The 18,949-nt window shown below is 56.8% G+C and carries 20 protein-coding genes; 8 read left to right on the plus strand and 12 right to left on the minus strand.

The genetic code is table 11. The annotated features are described in order from the left end of the window. Positions 1–6: 6 nt before the first annotated feature. Positions 7–1,092 carry a GNAT family N-acetyltransferase gene (locus tag FCN80_RS17775; protein ID WP_136991516.1) on the plus strand — a complete coding sequence of 362 codons (1,086 nt, stop codon included), beginning with the start codon at positions 7–9 and terminating at the stop codon, positions 1,090–1,092. Further along, entirely contained in the window at positions 1,089–1,973 is an 885-nt protein-coding gene (locus tag FCN80_RS17780) for a hypothetical protein (RefSeq protein WP_136991517.1), read from the plus strand. Before FCN80_RS17775 ends, FCN80_RS17780 begins: the two co-directional genes overlap by 4 nt. Here FCN80_RS17780 and FCN80_RS17785 read toward each other — a convergent pair. The 6 genes from FCN80_RS17785 to FCN80_RS17810 form a co-directional block, all read right to left on the minus strand. Continuing rightward, positions 1,970–3,193, minus strand: a complete 1,224-nt coding sequence (locus FCN80_RS17785; protein ID WP_230492753.1) for a DegT/DnrJ/EryC1/StrS family aminotransferase — start codon at positions 3,191–3,193, stop codon at positions 1,970–1,972. The genes FCN80_RS17780 and FCN80_RS17785 overlap by 4 nt on opposite strands. Continuing rightward, the gene (locus tag FCN80_RS17790) at positions 3,190–3,564 is read right to left on the minus strand and encodes a DMT family transporter (RefSeq protein ID WP_136991518.1); all 375 of its coding nucleotides are present in this window, start codon (positions 3,562–3,564) and stop codon (positions 3,190–3,192) included. The genes FCN80_RS17785 and FCN80_RS17790 overlap by 4 nt, the downstream gene beginning before the upstream one ends. Continuing rightward, positions 3,561–3,920 carry an EamA family transporter gene (locus FCN80_RS17795; protein ID WP_136991519.1) on the minus strand — a complete coding sequence of 120 codons (360 nt, stop codon included), beginning with the start codon at positions 3,918–3,920 and terminating at the stop codon, positions 3,561–3,563. The genes FCN80_RS17790 and FCN80_RS17795 overlap by 4 nt, the downstream gene beginning before the upstream one ends. A gap of 22 nt (positions 3,921–3,942) precedes the next feature. Continuing rightward, positions 3,943–4,836, minus strand: coding sequence for an alpha/beta hydrolase (locus FCN80_RS17800; RefSeq protein ID WP_136991520.1), 894 nt, complete (start codon positions 4,834–4,836; stop codon positions 3,943–3,945). Next, positions 4,820–5,566, minus strand: coding sequence for an MtnX-like HAD-IB family phosphatase (locus FCN80_RS17805; protein ID WP_136991521.1), 747 nt, complete (start codon positions 5,564–5,566; stop codon positions 4,820–4,822). The genes FCN80_RS17800 and FCN80_RS17805 overlap by 17 nt, the downstream gene beginning before the upstream one ends. Positions 5,567–5,874: 308 nt before the next feature. After that, entirely contained in the window at positions 5,875–6,615 is a 741-nt protein-coding gene (locus FCN80_RS17810) for a MipA/OmpV family protein (protein ID WP_136991522.1), read from the minus strand. 274 nt (positions 6,616–6,889) lie between these two features. On the opposite strand from FCN80_RS17810, the gene cueP reads away from it, so the two are divergent. Both cueP and FCN80_RS17820 read left to right on the plus strand, forming a co-directional pair. Continuing rightward, positions 6,890–7,453: a copper-binding periplasmic metallochaperone CueP gene (cueP, locus tag FCN80_RS17815; RefSeq protein ID WP_230492754.1), complete on the plus strand. Its 564-nt coding sequence runs from the start codon at positions 6,890–6,892 to the stop codon at positions 7,451–7,453. Positions 7,454–7,794: 341 nt separating this feature from the next. Continuing rightward, positions 7,795–8,814 (plus strand): YeiH family putative sulfate export transporter, encoded by a 1,020-nt coding sequence (locus FCN80_RS17820; RefSeq protein ID WP_230492755.1) that lies wholly within the window; start codon positions 7,795–7,797, stop codon positions 8,812–8,814. Here the strand turns inward: FCN80_RS17820 and FCN80_RS17825 are convergent. From FCN80_RS17825 to FCN80_RS17840, 4 genes are all read right to left on the minus strand, one after another. Beyond that, a complete protein-coding gene (locus tag FCN80_RS17825) occupies positions 8,811–9,746 on the minus strand; it encodes a 2-hydroxyacid dehydrogenase (protein WP_136991524.1) in 936 nt (311 codons plus the stop codon). The two genes, FCN80_RS17820 and FCN80_RS17825, sit on opposite strands and share 4 nt — an antisense overlap. A gap of 72 nt (positions 9,747–9,818) precedes the next feature. Next, positions 9,819–10,967: a galactonate dehydratase gene (gene dgoD, locus FCN80_RS17830; RefSeq protein WP_136991525.1), complete on the minus strand. Its 1,149-nt coding sequence runs from the start codon at positions 10,965–10,967 to the stop codon at positions 9,819–9,821. A gap of 178 nt (positions 10,968–11,145) precedes the next feature. Then, a complete protein-coding gene (locus tag FCN80_RS17835; RefSeq protein ID WP_136991526.1) occupies positions 11,146–11,844 on the minus strand; it encodes a FadR/GntR family transcriptional regulator in 699 nt (232 codons plus the stop codon). A gap of 94 nt (positions 11,845–11,938) precedes the next feature. After that, positions 11,939–13,132: an MFS transporter gene (locus FCN80_RS17840; RefSeq protein WP_136991527.1), complete on the minus strand. Its 1,194-nt coding sequence runs from the start codon at positions 13,130–13,132 to the stop codon at positions 11,939–11,941. Positions 13,133–13,240: 108 nt separating this feature from the next. On the opposite strand from FCN80_RS17840, the gene FCN80_RS17845 reads away from it, so the two are divergent. Beyond that, positions 13,241–14,044: an AraC family transcriptional regulator gene (locus FCN80_RS17845; RefSeq protein ID WP_136991528.1), complete on the plus strand. Its 804-nt coding sequence runs from the start codon at positions 13,241–13,243 to the stop codon at positions 14,042–14,044. Between the two features lie 69 nt (positions 14,045–14,113). Here FCN80_RS17845 and FCN80_RS17850 read toward each other — a convergent pair whose 3' ends face one another. Continuing rightward, the gene (locus FCN80_RS17850; protein ID WP_136991529.1) at positions 14,114–15,016 is read right to left on the minus strand and encodes a LysR family transcriptional regulator; all 903 of its coding nucleotides are present in this window, start codon (positions 15,014–15,016) and stop codon (positions 14,114–14,116) included. 134 nt (positions 15,017–15,150) lie between these two features. Between FCN80_RS17850 and FCN80_RS17855 the strand changes: the two genes are divergently transcribed. Beyond that, a complete protein-coding gene (locus tag FCN80_RS17855; RefSeq protein ID WP_136991530.1) occupies positions 15,151–16,311 on the plus strand; it encodes an MFS transporter in 1,161 nt (386 codons plus the stop codon). Positions 16,312–16,451: 140 nt separating this feature from the next. Here the strand turns inward: FCN80_RS17855 and FCN80_RS17860 are convergent, their stop codons facing one another. After that, positions 16,452–17,105, minus strand: a complete 654-nt coding sequence (locus FCN80_RS17860; RefSeq protein ID WP_136991531.1) for an NUDIX hydrolase — start codon at positions 17,103–17,105, stop codon at positions 16,452–16,454. 132 nt (positions 17,106–17,237) lie between these two features. Here FCN80_RS17860 and FCN80_RS27270 point away from each other — a divergent pair, with 132 nt between their 5' ends. Next, a complete protein-coding gene (locus FCN80_RS27270) occupies positions 17,238–17,372 on the plus strand; it encodes a hypothetical protein (RefSeq protein WP_306767895.1) in 135 nt (44 codons plus the stop codon). Between the two features lie 86 nt (positions 17,373–17,458). Then, positions 17,459–18,835, plus strand: coding sequence for a CoA transferase (locus FCN80_RS17865; RefSeq protein ID WP_136991532.1), 1,377 nt, complete (start codon positions 17,459–17,461; stop codon positions 18,833–18,835). Positions 18,836–18,949: the final 114 nt, after the last annotated feature.

The following is an 18,949-nucleotide window of genomic DNA, read 5'->3' on the forward strand; positions in this document are numbered from 1 at the left end:
CGGGTAATGACCGACCATAGTCAAACTGAAACGCTGTATATCAATGATATAGAGCCACACAGTCTGGTGCTGAATTTTCTTCGGTTCCCGCCCGCCGGTTTTGAGGTGGGGATGTCGGAAAGTGGGTTGCCCTGTTTTTATACCCGCTTCGATTTAACCACCACCATGGACACCGCTGCGCGTCAGAGGCTTTTGCGCTGGCCAGGCGCCGGCTTATTACGGCGGTTGCTGACTATGGACGCCTGGTTTATCGGTACCACGGTCAATGAATACTCGATTTTTCCTATGGACATGTCGCCGCAGCGATTGGCCGAATGGATTTTAAAGAAATGCGCCGCGGAAAAGAAGTTCACTATTATCAAAGATCTGCCGCAGGACTCGCCGTTACTTTCGCCACGCGATAATCAATATTCCCACCAGCTCATCATCGAATGCCTTCAACGAGGATTTATTCAGGTGGAAGGACAGGCGCTCGCCTACGTGCCTATCGATTTCACCGACCTCGACGGGTATCTGTCGCGGCTGTCCCATAGCCGGCGGCGGAATATCCGGCGTAAATTACGCAGCCGCCGGGATCTGCGCGTTGAGATTTTACATACCGGCGATGCGCGGTTATGCGATACAAATCGCCAGCAGGAAATGTACCGGCTTTATCGGGAGGTTTACGATCAGAGCGAAATCCATTTCGATTTGCACAGTCCGGAGTTCTTTGCCGGATTGCTGACGGATAGCGAAAGCGCCGGGCGGATTTTCTGTTATTGGCGGGAAGGGGAATTGATCGGTTTTAACCTGTGCTATGTGCAAAACGACAAATTGATTGATAAATATATTGGCCTGCATTACCCGCAGGCACTGGAATACAATCTCTATGTCGTCAGTTGGTTCGTCAATCTGGAATATGCGCTCAGCCAGGGATTGCGCTTTTATGTGGCGGGTTGGACCGATCCACAGGTCAAGGCCGATCTCGGCGCGCAATTTACGTTTACCACCCACTTGGCCTGGATAAGCCAGCCCTTGCTGCGGCGAATACTGATTCGCTTCCGGCATCATTTTGAAAGCGATGCCCGTTGGCAGCGGGAGCAGCGGCCATGATGCGTCCTCGCGCGCCTCTGGTGTTAAATTTCGACGATTCGGTCGCGGCACGGGATTTCCCTGATGCCGTGAGTATCCCGCTACAAGGCTGGCAGGAACTTGTTCGTTTCGGTTGCCGCCACGGGCGTTTGCGGCAACTGGCCGACGCGCTGGCGCCCCTTTGGCCGTCGGATTACGGTTGTGTGTTCACCGGCAGCGGTGATTTTCACCATCTGTCTTATCTGCTGCTAGGGCGTATGGCGACAAAACCGGCGTTCGAGCTGGTGATTTGCGATAACCATCCCGACAATATGCGTTATCCGTTCGGGATACATTGTGGTTCCTGGGTGTACTGGGCCAGTCGGTTGCCGCAGGTAAAACATATTCATGTCCTGGGGATCTGTTCGGCGGATATCGGGCTGGGGCATGCCTGGGAAAATCATTGGGCGCCATTGGTCGGCAAGAAGCTGACTTACTGGCACCTTAATCGCGCCAATACCCGTTGGCTTGATTGGCTGGGGCCGGCCGGGCGGGGATACGGGGATGCGGACGCTTTGCTGACCGATTTTCTCGCCGTGTTCACCGGCGGCGATCGCTCGCCGGCCTACCTTTCCATTGATAAGGACGTATTGAGTCCGCGCGTTGTGACCACCAACTGGGACCAGGGCATATTCGAAGAGCGCCATCTCAATCAAGTTATAGATGCCTGCCACGGCCGCCTTATTGGGGCTGATATCACCGGCGAAGGGTCCGTCTACCGCTATCAAAGTCGTTTCAAACGGTGGCTCAGCGCCATTGACGGGCAACAGGAGGCGACATCGGACCAGGCGGCGGCCTGGCAACAACGGCAAAATGCCCTTAACCGGCGTCTGGCGGCCCGGATAGCCACTGTCTGGCGTTAAGCCAGTACGGTTCTCAATTGCTCGACGATGTCATTAAACAATTTATCGGTAAGCCAAGGGCTGTTGCTGATGGATAGGCTGCGCGCGGCGAAATCGTCCGCATGGGGGCAGGGCGGGGTCAGGCCTAACAGCGGGGCAACCGCTGGATAGCCGTACAGCGTATGGATAAAGAGCCGGGTGACGCCCAGGCCGGCAGTCCACAAGCTATCCATCGCCGCATCCCGGGCGGATGGGTTTGGCATGAGCAACAAGATAAACGGCCAGACGCCTTCCCGACCCGCAGTGTCCGTTAACACCCCCACGCCCGGCAGTTCCCGTAAGGCGGCGATGCGACGCAATGCCCGTTCACGCCCGCTCTCCAGAAAGGCGGGCAGGCGTTTCAACGCCCCCGCGGCCACGCGCCGGCGGTATCCGCCCAGACGGTGCAGGGGAATATCCCGTCGGGAAAAATCGTCGCCTACCGCCTGGATGCGATCGCCGCGCGCCAGCGCCCGGCGCAGTGGCCTGCCGTAGACATAATACAGTCCCCGTGGATGGTAAAATAAAGCATATCCCGCCAGTTCGGCGATTCGGCGTATCTCCCAACCCAAACGAAAAGGCAGGTCTTGCCGGCATTGTTGATGCAACGCCCGGTGCAGTTCGGGATCGCGGCTAAACAGAACGCCGCCTTCGGCGGAGGTCAGGCCTTTGCCGAAAGCCATACTGAAAAATGCCGCATCTCCTTTGAGGCCAACGCTTTGTCCATCGTCCCGGGCACCCATGGCTTGGGCGGCATCTTCGATAACGGCGGCGCCGCATGCCGCGGCAACCGCCTTTGCGCTGTCGACATCCACAACCCGCCCGGCCAGGTGGGTGACCACAACCGCCAGAGTGCGGTGATCGCATAATTGGGCCAGATGCTGAGAGTCAAGATCGATGCCGTTGGGGGCCAAGTCGCAGGGAACAACGGTTAACGGCGGACAAAAACCGGCGGCCAGCGCCACCAGCGGACAGGTAAAGGCGGGAACGATAAGTACGCAACGGTGTGGATGGCGTTGTCGTAAAACCCGCAGGATCATGATCAGGGCCGCTGTGCCGGAACACGTCAGCGCCGGTTCGGGAATCGATAGGCGGTCCGCCAGTCGGGCCGCCAGATTGCCCGACAACGCGGACAGCTCGCGCCAACGAACCGGCAAGCCGGCTGTGGGCGGGATTTCTTGCGGCAACGAATAAAGTTTCACGATTCGGCGGTCTCGCCCCTGGCCAAACAAAGGATGCCGGAGAGTATCAACAGTCCGCCCAAGGCTTTCATCAGGGTCAGTTGATCGTCAAACAGCCACACGGAAACCAGGGTCACGCTGATGATTTCCAGATGAGACGCGGCGAAAGCCGGTCCCACCGGCGCATATTTCAGTAATGTCATCCAGGTGAAGAACGCGCCGAGGTAGCCGATGAACGCCCCGTAAATCCAGGGGTGGCCGAATACCCGCATCAGCCAGTCAATATTCAGCATCAAGGGGGCGGCGTGCAACGAGGCGTATTTGAAACTGACCTGCGCCAGGGTGTCGAATAACATGAGGACCAGAAAGCCAACCAGATAAAAACGCTTCATGATTCGATACCCACGATTAAGACGCCGCAAGCCACCAGCAAAATGCCGATAAGCCGCCATTTACTGATTTTTTCCTTAAACCAGAGACGGCCGGCCACCATGATCGCCACAATATTGATTGACCCCAGCATGACGCCTACCGATAGCGGCACCAGCGACAAAAACGCCAGCCATAGCACAAACTCGAAAACATAGCTGAATATGCCGATCCAGATCCATTTGCCCGCAAGCATATGGCGCCAATGGGCCCGGCCGGCATAAGGCGCGGCGGATGAGGCAGCGGCTTTGAACGCCAACTGGCCCAATGTGTCAATCAGGACATTCAGTATCCAAAGAAAAACCGTTAATTGGCTCATGGCGTGCTGTGCGGTCCTTGCGTCATGCGCCCTGTATTGAGGAATTCAGCCCGGGACGCCGGTTTGCGGCCGCGGCGGACTGGCCGCCCGCCATGCCGCCGGCGGGCACATGTTGTTGCATAAACGCGATGGAACGGGAAACCACCTCGCGCCGATCGTTATCGATTGTGATCATGTGGTAGCTGTTCTTGAGCAGCACCAAATTTACCGGCCCGCTCACCCTGTCGCGCACCAGCTCGCCATTGCGGCGATGGGCGATATCGTCGTTCTCCGCGTGCATAACCAGACAAGGCGAGGTGATTTTCGGCAACGCTTGCCGGACATGTCTGGTCAGATAAACCAACTGGCTTAATGACGGCCAGGGATTGCCCGCCAGACCGGCCGCGCCGCTATCGCCGCTGAGCATGCTTTGGGCGATTTTTCGCCGCAGTTGTTCGTTGCGGATACCGTAAGGCGGTTCTTCATTGAAGATCCGCCGGCGCCCCAGGCGAAGCCGGTCCATCAGCGTCAGAAACCACGGTCCCACTATTTTGGAAAATGTGGGAATGGTCCAGCCGTCGAAACGGAAAGTCGCGCCATATACCAACACGCCCTGGACGCGTTCGGGATAGTCGGCGGCGTAATTTAACGCCAGCACGGCGCCCATGGACAATCCCCCGACATACAGATAGTCCACTTGCCGGCGCAGCTTATCGGCGCACTCCTCCACACTGTGATACCAGTCCCGCCAGTTGGTGGCGATCAGATCATCCACATCGCCGCAATGCCCGGCCAGTTGCATGCCGTATACGGTCAAACCCGCCCGATGGAATTCCCGTCCGATGCCGCGCATTTCGGTGGGAGTACCGGTCAGACCGTGAATCAGCAGGACGCCGATCCGGCCGCCTTCAAACAGAAAATCATGATGGCTGATCATAAATTCCCCTGATTATCAGCTGATCGACCGGCACGGGATAATTCCACTCCCGCCGCGCCAATAACCGATCCAGTTCGGCGCAAGCCCCGGAAAAATCCCTTATGGCGGTATGGGGCACTCCCGCCTGCCGACACTCGCCAATCAGACTGCTCTTGGCGAACACATAGTCGGCGATGCGCGATACACAGAAATCGGAACGACCGTCTCCGATCATCAAAACTCTTTCGCCGGCCACGGACTTGGCAATGCCGCATTTACAAACGCCGCTGGCTTTCAGGCAATTAACGTTATTGTAGGGGAAATCCAGCGCCCATCGGCATTCGGCCACTTGGCGGAGCTGGTTGGCGACAACCGGAATACCGTTGATGCCGTGGGCCTGCAATATGTATTTGATAGCGTAATCAAGCCCATCACTGACGATATGCAGCGCGATCTGTCGCCGACGGGTATAGCGGACGAAATCGGCGAAATCAGGGTCGATATCCAGCGTGGCGAGGCAGGCGTTGAGATCTTGCCGTGATGCGTCCAGCAAGGCGATTTGGCCGGCCATGCATTCCCGGGAACCGATTTCACCCTTTTCCCACTGCTCTTCAAGTTGTTGCCAGCCGGGCATGCCAAAGGCATCCAGCAATGTATCGGTGACGTCTTTGAAGCTGATGGTGCCGTCGAAATCGCATAAAACAGTCCAGGACGGCGACGAAGGGGAAACCGGGATGGAATTGATTGCCATATATACAGCTACAAGCTCTGAAAAGGGGCTGGGAAAACGAACGGCTGCCCGGCCCCTAAAAGGTCATGCGACCGAATCCAAATACATTCAGCGGATGCCGGTTATTCTACCTTGTGTATATTAAATGATTATTAAACGAAATGATTCATACCCAAGATGATTTGAAGCGCGTTCCGGCAAGCGATCGATGCATGCGACACACTCCATGTGAATCGCCGACGGCGAGCCTTCAGTGAGCGGTAATATATCAATTCACGGTATTACCGGAATAATCACTTTAAATTCAGCACATGGGCGGGGTTATTCCGTCAAAAATTGTAATTGATTCCCACCGAAAAGGCGTAAGTCCGATTGCGGTTGACCATTGGACTGTTTCGTACTTCGGCGGGTAGGAAGTTGCTGCGCGCGCTGGCATAGGTATCCCAGAGGGGTGTGAACTGATAATCGGCGGTTAGGGAAATATAAGGGGTGGCGTTGGCCGAAGGGCGGTAGGTATCCAGTCCGCTACGGCGGGATTCGGCGGAAGAGATACCGTAATAATATCGGGATTGCTGGGCATTGGCGCCGTCCAGGCCGATTTCAGGGATCATGGTGAGCATGCCCCACTTCATCAGATTCAAATAGGCGATATTGGCCGTTATGCCTTGACTGTTGTTAAGGATATCCCCCGCCACCTGGATATGGAATGCGCCCAAAAAAGTGGTGCGCTGATAGCTCATTCCGGCCATGGCTGTGGCCCGGCGATCGTTCAGGCGGCGCAGGGCCGCATTGTTCCCCCGGGAGGCCTTGAAGCTCTGATCGAAATAAAAAACTTTCAGTTTCAGCTCGTTGCGGTCGTCATTGATCAGATAGCGGCCGGCATCATCACCCTGTATATACCAGTGATCATCATCATAATTGAGCACCGGCCAAACCGAACGATCGCCGCGGGTCACCGCATAAGGAGAGACGGAGGCAAAGCCGGCAGCCCCCAGCGAAATATCCGCCGCCATACCGTAAAGCGGTAGAAGCGCAAGCAAGCAAAGCAGTAAGCGGGTAAGAAATTTCATGGTTCGTCGCCGACAAGGGGGTGGAAATCGATGATGGCAAGCACTCTACCGTGGGATAAAGTCATTGCCCGTGAATTTACACTTCTATGCAAATCTGCCTTTGACCCTGCCCCAAGGGGAAGGTGTAGCGTTCAAGCTAGTCTTTCTAAACCCATGCCCGTCATTTTATAAACCGTCGCGTTGTCGGCGTCGCGGTTGAATGGCGTGAACTGTAACGCAATCCGCACTTCCATCCGGTAATGAGTGCTTATTTATAGCATAAGGAAAATCCACCTTGAAAACTTCTTCGGCGCATATCATGAAAACGGCCTTAGTGGCGTTATCGCTAATCCTGTCCGGTCAGGCGGCTTACGCCGGAACCCAGGATTTTCTCGCGCAAAATGGCCTGATCGGGAAAACGCCGCGCCAAATAATTGACGAGATCAACCAACCGAATACGACGCAGCCTTTGAACTTTTCGGCATCCGTCACCAGTACCGAGCTCAGGTTGACGGACGGTAAAGACAGCGTAAGTTATCCCTTGGGCGATAAATTCTACTTATCGTTCGCGCCCTATCTCAACCAGACCCATCCCTGTTTCAACCATAGTTTGACCTCCTGCCGGGGAGAACTGGGCAATACCGCTTTTAACGTCAATATTACCGATCAAACAGGTAAAGTCATCCTTAACCGGACGATGACCAGCTATCGAAACGGTTTTGTCGGCGTCTGGCTGCCCCGGAATATCACCGGCACGCTCAAAGTGACTTATAACGGCATGACAGCGTCGACGCCTATCGCCACAACGTCGGACAGCCAGACCTGTGTGACCGGCTTACAGCTGGTTAAATCGGCTTAAGGCCTTCTCGCCTTCCTTCTTTATTGCATTAGCCGCGGCTTTCGCCGCTCTATTTCACCGCCGGTTCTATTGCTGGGGGCATTGAGAAAACCCAGTCTCTGACCCAAAGCCGCCGATGGCGGCTTAATAGGTTTTCGGCGCGTTGTCGCGGGCCCAAAGCAGGAAAGGACTTTACCAGTTATTCCGATAGATTATAAATATATAATGAATTTATATTTTAAATTTCGAAATGTTAATGTTGTCGACTGATGTTATCGGAATGGGGCTTTATCATGTCGACACAAATTTCGCATTCGGTAGTACCTAAGCGGCGCGTTTTTACACAGGAAACACGGCGTCTCTTGCCGGGTTTACTCCTTACCGGCGGATTGACCGCCATCGCCATCTGGGCCGGCAATATCCCCCAAGTGGTCAATTTGGGACTGGGCGCGCTGACGCTGGCCATCATTTTCGGCATCATCGTCGGTAACACGGTTTATCCCCGTATCCAGCTGGTCAGCCACGGTGGGGTGATGTTCGCCAAACAGCGTTTATTGCGGTTGGGCATCATTTTGTACGGTTTTCGCTTAACCTTTCAGCAAATCGCCGATGTCGGCGCTACGGGTATCATCATCGACCTGCTGACGCTGAGCAGCACGTTTTTGCTGGCCTGCTGGCTGGGCAAAAAGGTTTTCGGCATGGATACGCAAACCGCCATGCTGATTGGCGCCGGCAGCAGTATTTGCGGCGCGGCGGCGGTTATGGCCACCGAACCGGTGCTTAAAGCCGAGGCCAGCAAGGTCACGGTTGCCGTTGCCACCGTGGTGGTATTCGGTACGCTGGCCATTTTCGTTTATCCCTGGCTGTATGATCTCAATCAGCAATACCAATGGCTGACATTCAGCCCGTTGTCTTTTGGTATTTATGCCGGCTCCACTATTCATGAAGTGGCTCAGGTGGTTGCCGCCGCCCATTCCATCAGTCCGACTACGGAGAATGCCGCCGTCATCACCAAAATGATCCGGGTTATGATGCTGGCGCCCTTTCTATTATTGGTATCCAGTTATCTCAATCGTAGTCGTGTGCGCAAAGACGATGGCGCAACCGGGAAAAGCGCTATTACCATTCCTTGGTTCGCGGTGATTTTTATTTTGGTGGCCGCTTTTAATTCATTTCATTGGCTACCCCATGTTTTGGTCAGTCACCTCATCACGTTGGACACGGTAATGCTGGCCATGGCCATGGCGGCGCTGGGCCTGACCACCCATTCCAGCGCGATACGCCAGGCCGGCCTAAAGCCCATATTGCTGGCCAGCTTGCTGTTTGTCTGGCTTATTGTCGGCGGCGGCGCCATCAATCAGGCGGTTCAGCATATCATCTAAGCCGTGACCGGAGTGATTACCGGCTTGCCGGCTAAAAACGAGGCAATGTTTTCGAACACCAAATCGGACATGGCTTGGCGAGTCTTATGCGTGGCGCTGGACATATGGGGCGTCAACACGACATTGGGCCGGTTGAATAAAGTGGCGGGCACATGCGGCTCCTGACTGAAGACGTCAAGTCCCGCGCCGCCAAGAAGGCCCTTGTCCAGCGCCGCGATCAGATCCCCTTCGTCCACCACCGTGCCACGGGCGATGTTTATCAAGATACCCGTTGGCCCCAGCGCGGCCATGATGGGCCCATTAATGAGCGAACGGGTTTTTTCGCCGCCGTTGACGCAGACCATCAAGAAGTCGCTGGCGGCGGCCAGTTCGGCAATATCGGCATAGTAACGCCACGGATTATCGACTTGCGGGCGGTAATCATTGTAGCTGATGTCCATATCGAATGCCGCGGCGCGTTTGGCGATGGCATGACCGATACGCCCCATGCCGACGATGCCGAGCCGTCCGCCGGAGACTTTTTGGGTCCAGGGATAGCCGGCGGATAGCCAGCCGCCGTTTTCAATAAAACGTTGCGCGCCGACAATCTGACGCGAGGTGGCCAATAGCAGCCCCATCGCCATATCGGCCACATCGTCGGTAAGCACGCCCGGCGTGTTGGTGACCTGTATGCCGCGCCGTTGTGCCGCCGCCACGTCGACGCCGTCATAGCCGACGCCGAAAACCGCTATCAGCGCCAGTTCGGGAAATTGCGCAATAAATTCGCCAGGTACCACGGATTCACCGTTGACCACCAGTACCCGGGTTTGGCGCGCCAGTGCCGAACGTTCCGGTTCGGTCAACAGCGCGTAATCCGCCAACTGAAAATGCTCCGCCAACCGGCGCGTTAACGCATCGGGCAGCATGGCGGCTTTCATTACGGAATATGTCATGTTTGTACCTGCTGTTATTGGGTCAATCGCTAACGAAGTTTTCTTTTGCCGCCGGCCAGTACCGGATCGTTATCACCATTCGGCCACCGATCCATCCGGATAGCGCCAAACGGGATTGCGCCAATCAGGGGGATTTTTACTGCGCTCGATCACCAGTTCTTCGTTGATTTCCACCCCCAGGCCCGGTTTATGCAATGGATAGAAATAGCCGTCATTCATGGCGAAATCATCTTTATTGACGACATAGTCCAACAATTCAGCACCCTGGTTATAATGGATACCCATACTTTGTTCTTGCAACACCGCGTTATAGGATGCGAAATCCACATGCAGGCAGGAAGCCAGCGCGATGGGACCCAGGGGGCAATGGGGCGCCAGGGTGATGTCGTAGGCTTCGGCCATGGAGGCGATTTTCATGCATTCGGTAATGCCGCCGGCATGGGATAAATCCGGTTGGGCGATGGATAATCCGCCGTTAGCCAGAATGCGCTTGAAATCGAAACGCGAGAACATGCGTTCGCCGGCGGCGATGGGAATGGTCGTCTGGGCCGCCAGGCGCGGATAATATTCCGCCTGTTCCGCCAACACGGGTTCTTCGATAAAGAGCGGGCGATATGGCTCCAGCTCTTTGATAAGCAGTTTAGCCATCGGGGCGTTCACCCGGCCGTGAAAATCCAGGCCGAATTCAATGGTCTTACCCAATTCCTCCCGCACCTGGGCCGCCACGGCCACCGCGGCATCCACTTTCCGGGCGTTGTCCAATAAGCCCATCTCCTCGCAGCCATTGAGCTTAAAGGTGTCAAAACCGATGTTAATGAGTTTTTTCATGCCGGCGATGACATCGGCAGGCCGGTCGCCGCCAACCCAGCTGTAGGCTTTGATACGATCGCGCACCAGTCCACCCAGCAATTGGTAGACCGGCGCATTTAACGCCTTGCCCTTGATATCCCACAGCGCTTGGTCGATGCCGGCAATGGCGCTCATCAGTATCGGACCGCCGCGGTAAAAACCGGCACGGTACAGGGTTTGCCAAATGTCATTGATTCGGGCCGGATCTTTGCCGATCACATATTCGGACAATTCGCGTACCGCGGCTTCAACACTTTTCGCGCGTCCTTCGATGACCGGTTCGCCCCAACCGACGATGCCTTCATCGGTATCGATTTTGAGAAACATCCAACGCGGCGGAAGCCGAAAGGTGGTCAGTTTGGTGACTTTCATGCTGAATTTCCTATAAAACCGGACAAATGTAAGCGCCTGGAAATGGGCCGTAACCGGACGGGCATCACAGACCGCCCAGGGAGGCGAACAGGCTTTGATAGGGCTTATTGTAGCACTATTTATTATTATTGTACTACAATAAAGATCACACTTTCATTTCCCGATCCCCGGTTGCCGCTTACGTTATGTTCTTTAATCGTTGGGTTGAGCTGGCTATCATGGTTAATGCCGCCTGCTCGGCCGCGTCGCCATCTTGATGCCGGATGGCATCAAAAAGATCCTGGTGTTCTTTCAGGGTGCGCGGCATATTGCCTTCATCCGGCATATAGGTTCGCTCGAACACCGCCCGCTGTAGGGAACTGATCGCAACGCCCAACTGCTGTAGCAAAGGATTGTGTACCGCATTCAATACTGCTTCATGGTAGCGGATATCCGCTTCATTGAACGCGCTGCGCTGGTCGTGGTTGACCACCATGTCGTTAAGCGCCGCCTCGATTTCCGCCAGTTCGCTTGATGTGGCGCGCTCCGCCGCCCAGCGGGCGACGGTGGGCTCCACCAGATGACGCACATCGCTCATGGCGGCGATAAGCCTGGGGTCGTCGTCGCGAGCCAAAGCCCATTGCAGGACGTCGCTATCGAGATAATTCCATTGGTTGCGCGCGGTCACGAAAGCGCCCCGATAGCGGATAATCTCTATCAGCCGTTTGGCGGTCAGCGAACGCAGCGCTTCACGGATGATGTTGCGGGAGGTGTCGAACTCCTCGCACAGTTCCGTTTCCGAAGGCAGTCCACTGCCGGGCGTATACTTTCCGCTGATAATCTGCTGGCCCAGTTCATGAGTAATACGGTCGGTTTTGCTTAACGCCTGCTCGTCCATTTCGGCTCCGGAAAATGATAAAGTTTGCGCTACTTTACCAGCTCCCGCGAAGCAATGAGGGGGTTAGGGCGCAATTTTAGCCGCGGGAAAAAGGTTAAAGGCCGATTTGGCGGTCGCGACCGGCCATAAACCCGAAGACGGCCATCAGTAGGGCGGATACCGTGCAAATCAGCAATGGCCAATCCCATCCGCCGGTCGCATCACGCAAGGCGCCGATCAAGGCGGGTCCCAAGGCGGCCAGCAAATAGCCGATGCATTGCGCCATACCGGATAACGCGGCGGCCTGGCGGGACCCCGTCACCCGCATACTGATCAAGGCCAGACCGAGGATCATCGCCGCGCCGGTACCGATTCCGAACAATAATACCCAGATGAGCGCGCCCGACGGCCATAACACCAGCCCCAGCATGCCCAGGGCCGACATCAGCGAAACGGCCGCTCCCACCCCTCGCTGATCCCTTATGCGGGCGATCAACGGCGCCAGCAGCAAACCGGGAACGGCGGTGGAAAATTGCATGGCGCCATCTAGCGCTCCGGCCTGCGCGGCGCTGAAACCGCTGTCGGTCAGTACCGCCGGCAGCCAGCCGATTACGATGTAGTAGATAAAGGAGTTGAGGCCGAGGAACAGGGTCACCTGCCAGGCCAACCCCGAACGCAGCATATTGGCGCCATGGGGCACGCTTGCGGCCGGCGCCGAAACATTGGCGACGGCCGGGCCGAGCCGCGGCAGCCAGCTCGCCGCGGCCAGCAGCGGCAATAGGATAAACATCGCCAGTGAAAGACGCCAGCGCCCGCCGGTCAGGTGTACCAGCGGTACCATGATCGCCGAGCCGAGTGCGGCGGCCATCCCCATGGTCAGCGCATAAGCGCCGGTGAGTGCGGTAACGCGCTCCGGGAAATCGCGTTTGAGCAAACTGGGCAACAGGACATTGCCCACGGCGATACCGGCGCCAACGATTACTGTTCCGGCGTACAGGCACCAGGCGGCGTCCAGTGAGCGCAGCGCAATACCGGCAGCCATGACCAGTAAAGCGGCGAACAGGGCCCGTTCAATGCCGAAACGGCGTGATAGCGACGCGGCGAAGGGGGAAACGACGGCGAAAGCCAGCAAAGGCAATGTCGTTAAAGCGCCGGCCTGGGCGGTGGTCAGGTGAAAGCCGTCGCGGATCAATGTCAAAATCGGCGCCAGACTGGTAATGGGCGCGCGCAGATTGGCGGCGATCAGAAGAATACCGAAAACGGTCATCCCGGCGACCGCGCCGCGCCGACTGGCTGGGACGGTTTTCATCTCTCGATAAGGACCTCTTTGGAAAATCGGGAAAGTCACTTTAACGGATTATCTGATCGGAGAATTTCGCTATAATGACTAAATATCGTTAAAAACGGTCATTCCATCATGCCATTTAGCATCCGCCTGAGCGATTACGACCCCGACCAGGATCCTAGCCTGGCGACGGCAATGCACATTGACATGCCGCAAAATGGCCGGGAAGCGCCTTTCCATCGTCACCGTAAAGGCCAACTGATTATGGCGTTGCGCGGCGGCATCACCTGCGAGCTGGCCGATGCCCTATGGATGGTCCCGCCGCATTGCGCGGTATGGATCCCCGGTGATACGCCGCACAGCAATCGGGTAACCGCTAACGCCCGTTTCTGCTTTGTATTTGTGGAGCCCGGTTTCCCGGGTTTACCCGACAAAAGCTGTACCCTGCTTATCTCTCCTTTATTACGGGAATTGATTCTGGCCTTGACGCGACAACCGGAGCGTTATGCACTGGATTCGGTCACCGGCCGTATGGCTATCGTGATGCTGGAGCAGCTTTGCCAAATGCCGGTGGAAAATCTTTATCTGCCTTTCTCCAACCACCCCAAAATCCGCCTGCTTGCCGAGATATTGCATCAATCGCCTGACGATCGACGCACCCTGCCGCAGTGGGCCGCTTATTTGGCCGTGAGTGAACGGACCTTGGCCAGATTGCTTATCAGGGAAACCGGCATGACATTTGGCCGCTGGCGCCAGCGATTGCAACTGATCATCGCCAGCCGCCAACTGGCATCGGGCGTGAGCGTACAGCGGGTGGCGGAAAATCTGGGGTACGATTCGCCTTCGGCGTTTATCACCATGTTCAAGAAAGCGCTGGGCAAATCCCCGGGGCACTATTTTTCCGCGATAACGGCTGTTGGGGAAGCTTATCGTTGATAACACGGTATTTTGCCCTTTCGATGAAAGGGATGAATAACCGCGCTTACCGCCGCGAGGCAACGTGAATCATTCAGCGGAATCAGCGGTGGTCTTGTCGGCGAAGCGGTCGCATAGATAATCGATAAACAACCGCGTTTTCAACGGAAGATACGGTCCCGAAGGCCATAACAGCCATAATGACTCCGTGCGGATGGCGTATTCGTCCAATACACTCACCAGTGAGCCGTCCGCCAGCGCGCAACGGACAACATAATTCGGCAACCACGCCAGGCCAACGCCCCGTAAGGCGAAATCCAGCCGTCCCTGGCTATTATTACAGATCAGGGTGGCCGGTAGAGCGCCGGCGATTGACTCTATGCCGCGCAATTGCCAGGGTTCCAGTTTACCGTTATGGGGAAAACGGTAATGCAGACAGGCGTGCCGCTCGAGATCCTGCGGCGTTTGCGGTATTCCCGCTCGGGCCAGATAGTCGGGTGAGGCGACGACTTTGGAGCCGAATGTCGCCAGTTTTCTGGCTGCCAGCCGGGAGTCCGCTATATGGCCGCTTCGGATCACCACATCAAAACTTTCTTCGATCACATTCACCATGCGATCGGAAAAGTCCAGCTCAATGTCGATCTCCGGCCAGGCCAGGGCAAAATCGGCCAGAAAGGGCGCGGCCATGCTCTCTTCCGCCAGACTAATTTTTAATTTGCCTCTGGGATATTCCCGGATTTGGCGCAATTGGTTTTCGGCATCCTGCACCGCCCGCAAAATAGCCACACTGTTGCGATAGAACCGGATTCCTTCTTCAGTTAAAGCGATACTGCGGGTACTCCGGTTTAGCAAGCGCACCTGCAACCGAGCTTCGAGGCGCGCTATCCCCTTACTGACCGCCGATGGCGAAATAGCGGCTAACCGAGCCGCTTCGACAAAACTGCCCGCTTTCGCCACTTGTACGAATAATTCCAGTCCGCCCAAATGGTCCATAATCACTCCATTCATGACAACATTGTCATGAGAGAAATGAATACTAGCGTATTTTTCTTTAATTGATTAACTAATATTGTTATCTCGACCCGTCCGCCGGAGAAGGGTAAGTCACGCCAAGGGATAATTCGCTGATGATAAAAGTCTTACTGGTATTGATGTTGGGGGCGTTTGTATCGCAAACCACCGAATATTTGCCTATCGGCCTGCTAACCCGCATCGCCGACGACCTTCAGGTCAATCCGGCAGAGGTGGGCATTCTGGTGACCGGTTATGCCTGGATCATCACCCTGACGGTAATTCCCATTACCTTGCTGACCAACCACATCGACCGTCGCCCATTGTTCCTTGTTTTGTTGGGGATCATTACCCTGTGCAACGGTCTGGCGTTATTTACCCATACCTGGGGCTTGCTGATGGCGTTGCGGATCGTGGCGGCGCTGGGACACGGCGTGTTCTGGTCCAGCCTGGCGTCCTATGCGGTTCGCATCGCGCCGGATATGCCGGCCAGCCGGGCGACCGCCTGGGTATTTTCCGGCATCTCGCTGTCCATTGTGGGCGGCGTACCGTTGGCCACCGCATTGGGGCAGGCCTTTGACTGGCAGCAGGGATTTGCGGTTTTTGGCGCGTGCGGTTTGCTGATTTTAATCATGGGCTATTTCTGGTTGCCGTCGGTTAAGATCAACGCTCGCGGCGGTGCCAGCTTTCCTCGCCGCAATTGGCCGCTTTACGGCGCGGCCCTGGCGACGCTGCTGATAATCACCGCCCACTTTAACGGCTATACCTATATTACGCCGCTGGCGGCCAATACCCTGGGATTGCACGGCGTCTTGTTGCCGCTGGCGCTATTGGTGTTCGGCCTGGCGGGCGCCGCGGGCACCTTGCTGGCCGGCTGGCTAAGCCCTCGTCCCATCCGTCTCGCGGCCGGTTCCGCGGCGGCTATCGTCGTCAGCCAATTGCTGATGTTGTGGTTGGCTCGTTATCCGGGGGTGCCCTGGCTGGTGATGGCGATGTGGGGAGCGGCGATCGCCATGCTTATCATTGGGTTACAAAGCTGGGTCATCGAATTGGCGCCGGAACAGGCCGAAGCGGCCTCGGCGTTGTATGTGATGACATTCAATATCGGCATCGGCGCGGGGGCCATGTCGGGTGGCGTGTGGATGGATCATTTCGGCGCCGGTATGCTATTGCGAATGGGTTCCGGATTGGGCGTGGTCGCCTTATGCAGTTTCCTCTTGCCGGCTTATTTACAACGTAGGCGAAAAGCGCGTTCGTCCCGGCGCTTAATGCGTTAACCATCGCGAAAACGTTTCGTCAAAGCAGGCATCGGCGCCAGGGGATTATCAATATCGCGGAGGTAAGCGCCATAAACAGGCCGATATCTTGACCCCCTGGCGCATATCCCCGTTACGGCACAGTCTGTGCGCCCGGCCCGCTAATCAAACCAGCAGCCGCCGTGATGGGTAATACTCTCCAGGCTGGCCAATATCTCTTCCGGCACGATTCGCGTCAACGATAATGGCGGCAGTCGATGCGGATCGAAAAAATCCAATTCCAGGGAATCTTCGCATAACCGTAATTGACCGCCGCGTTCTGTGCAATGGAATATTAATTTATAGACATGCCAGGGATAAGGCGGATGGCCATGGAGGTTCCGATCCCAGACGCCCAGCAAACGCTCCGCGCCCACCAGCAATCCGGTCTCTTCGCGAACCTCGCGGCAAACGGCGTTGGATGGCGTATCGCCCACATCGGCCCAGCCGCCGGGCAGGCTCCACAATTTATCATCCGCCTCCCTGACCATCAGGACTTTGCCGTCCCGAACGATAACCGCCCGGGTATCCACTTTGGGTGTGGCATAGCCTTGCTGGTTTTCAAATAACGCCCGCAGCGGCGCCGTTGGCGTCGACAGTTGGCCGGCCATCAATTGCGCCGCTATTTCGCGTAATTCCGCATAACGTTCAATATCATATCGGTCCCGGGTAAACGTCAGCCCGGTTTGCGCCAATGCCTGTATTTTTTGCGCAATGGCGTAAAGCGATAATTCTGCGGCCCCTTCAGTTTTGTTTCCCGGATATGACGCGGTCATGACGTTCTCTTCAGCTAGGGTGGTAAATGAGGATAGTATAGAGAATGCTAAACCCATCATACCCCACGTTGCCGCTTTGTCGGCGGCGTGCATTGTTTTAGGTGGGATGAATGATGACAGGAGATTGATCAGATGATTGCCGGCGACCCGTTTTCCCGCGAAGGACTGATTTGCGGTCTATGTATTGAGGAATGGGATCCGCTGTTTGGTATGCTGGCGGATAAGTCAACGCAACAACTGCCGCCGGCGTTGTCTTCGCTGTTATAGATTGACCCATCCTGTCCGGCGGGGAACACACTATCGGCCCTGTTCAGGTAGGGCTATCCAGGCGGAATGCTTAATCGGGAGGCGTTATGCCACCATTCGAGATATTGAAATCGCTTTGGGCATTAGCGAACTTGCCCGCCGAGGCGTTGGATTGGGCGACGTTGACGGGCGCCGACCCGGTATTTCCTTCCTCTTTCGCCGTAGGCGCCGCGGCGCAAAGCGCTATCGCCGCCGCGGCGCTGGCCGCCTGCGAACTGGGGCATGCCCGGGGGGCATCCCGTCAGCGCCTGGCCGTCGATATGCGGCACGCGGCCATCGAATGCACCGGCTCGTTTCGGCTGGACGGCCGGGAACCTTCATTATGGGATCCGTTTTCCGGCCTTTACCGCTGCGCTGACGGTTATGTGCGTGTTCACGCCAATTTCGCCCATCATCGCGAAGGGGCATTAAAATTGCTAAGGCTCGATCCGGCGACGGCGACACGTGCGGACGCCGAGCAGGCATTGCTGGCCTGGCGGGCGATGGATTATGAGCAGGCCGCCGCGCAACAAGGTTTGGTGGCGACCGCGCTCCGGCGTTTCGATGAATGGGACGCCACGCCGCAGGGACAAGCGATTGCCGGACAGCCGCTGTTGACCATCAGTCGTATCGGCGATGCGCCGCCGCTGACTCTGCCGGTCCTCGGCGCGGATCAACCCCCGTTGACCCGGTTGCGGGTATTGGATCTTACCCGAATTTTGGCCGGTCCGGTGGGCGGACGGGCCTTGGCGGCGTTGGGCGCCGACGTGATGCTGGTGAATTCGCCCTTCTTGCCCAACATTGATGCCATTGCCGATACCAGCCGCGGCAAACGCTCCGCGCACATCGATCTGTTAACCGAAACCGGGCGCGCCAAGCTTTGGCAATTGATCGCCCAAGCTCACGTTTTTTCGCAGGGCTATCGTCCTGGTGGATTGGCTGAACGGGGCTTTTCGCCTGAAGCGCTGGCTGAACGCCGGCCGGGAATAGTCTGTGTTTCCCTGACTGCCTACGGAACTCAGGGACCTTGGGCGGACCGGCGCGGTTTCGATTCGCTGGTGCAAACCGCCATGGGCTTCAATCATGCCGAGGGGGAAGCCGCGGGCGATGGCCGACCGCGAGCGCTGCCCATGCAGATTCTCGATCAGGCTACCGGTTACCTGATGGCTTTCGGCGCGGCGGCGGCGCTTTATCGCCAGCGCCGTGAAGGCGGCAGCTGGCTGGTGGACGTCTCTTTGGCCCAGACAGGCCAATGGCTGCGCGGCCTGGGCAGGATAGCGGGCGGGTTGCGCATGGCCCGCCCCGATGCTGGCCCTTATTGCATCACTGAACTGTCCGGTTTCGGCGAGCTGTACGCCGTGCGCCCCAGCGCGCAACTCGCCCGCACTCCCGCCGGGTATGCCCGGCCTTCAATGCCGCCGGGCAGCCATGCGGCGGCCTGGTGATAAAGACTCTTGTCCGGCGGCGGGCGAGAGTCTTGCGCGGCAATCCTCGACCTGGCGGTAAAAAACGCCAATGCGCGCGTGAAAAGCGCGAGGCGCTGCGCACTTTCTGCGTTG

It is taken from the genome of Martelella alba (genome assembly GCF_005217455.1).
Lineage (GTDB): Bacteria > Pseudomonadota > Gammaproteobacteria > Enterobacterales > Enterobacteriaceae > Acerihabitans.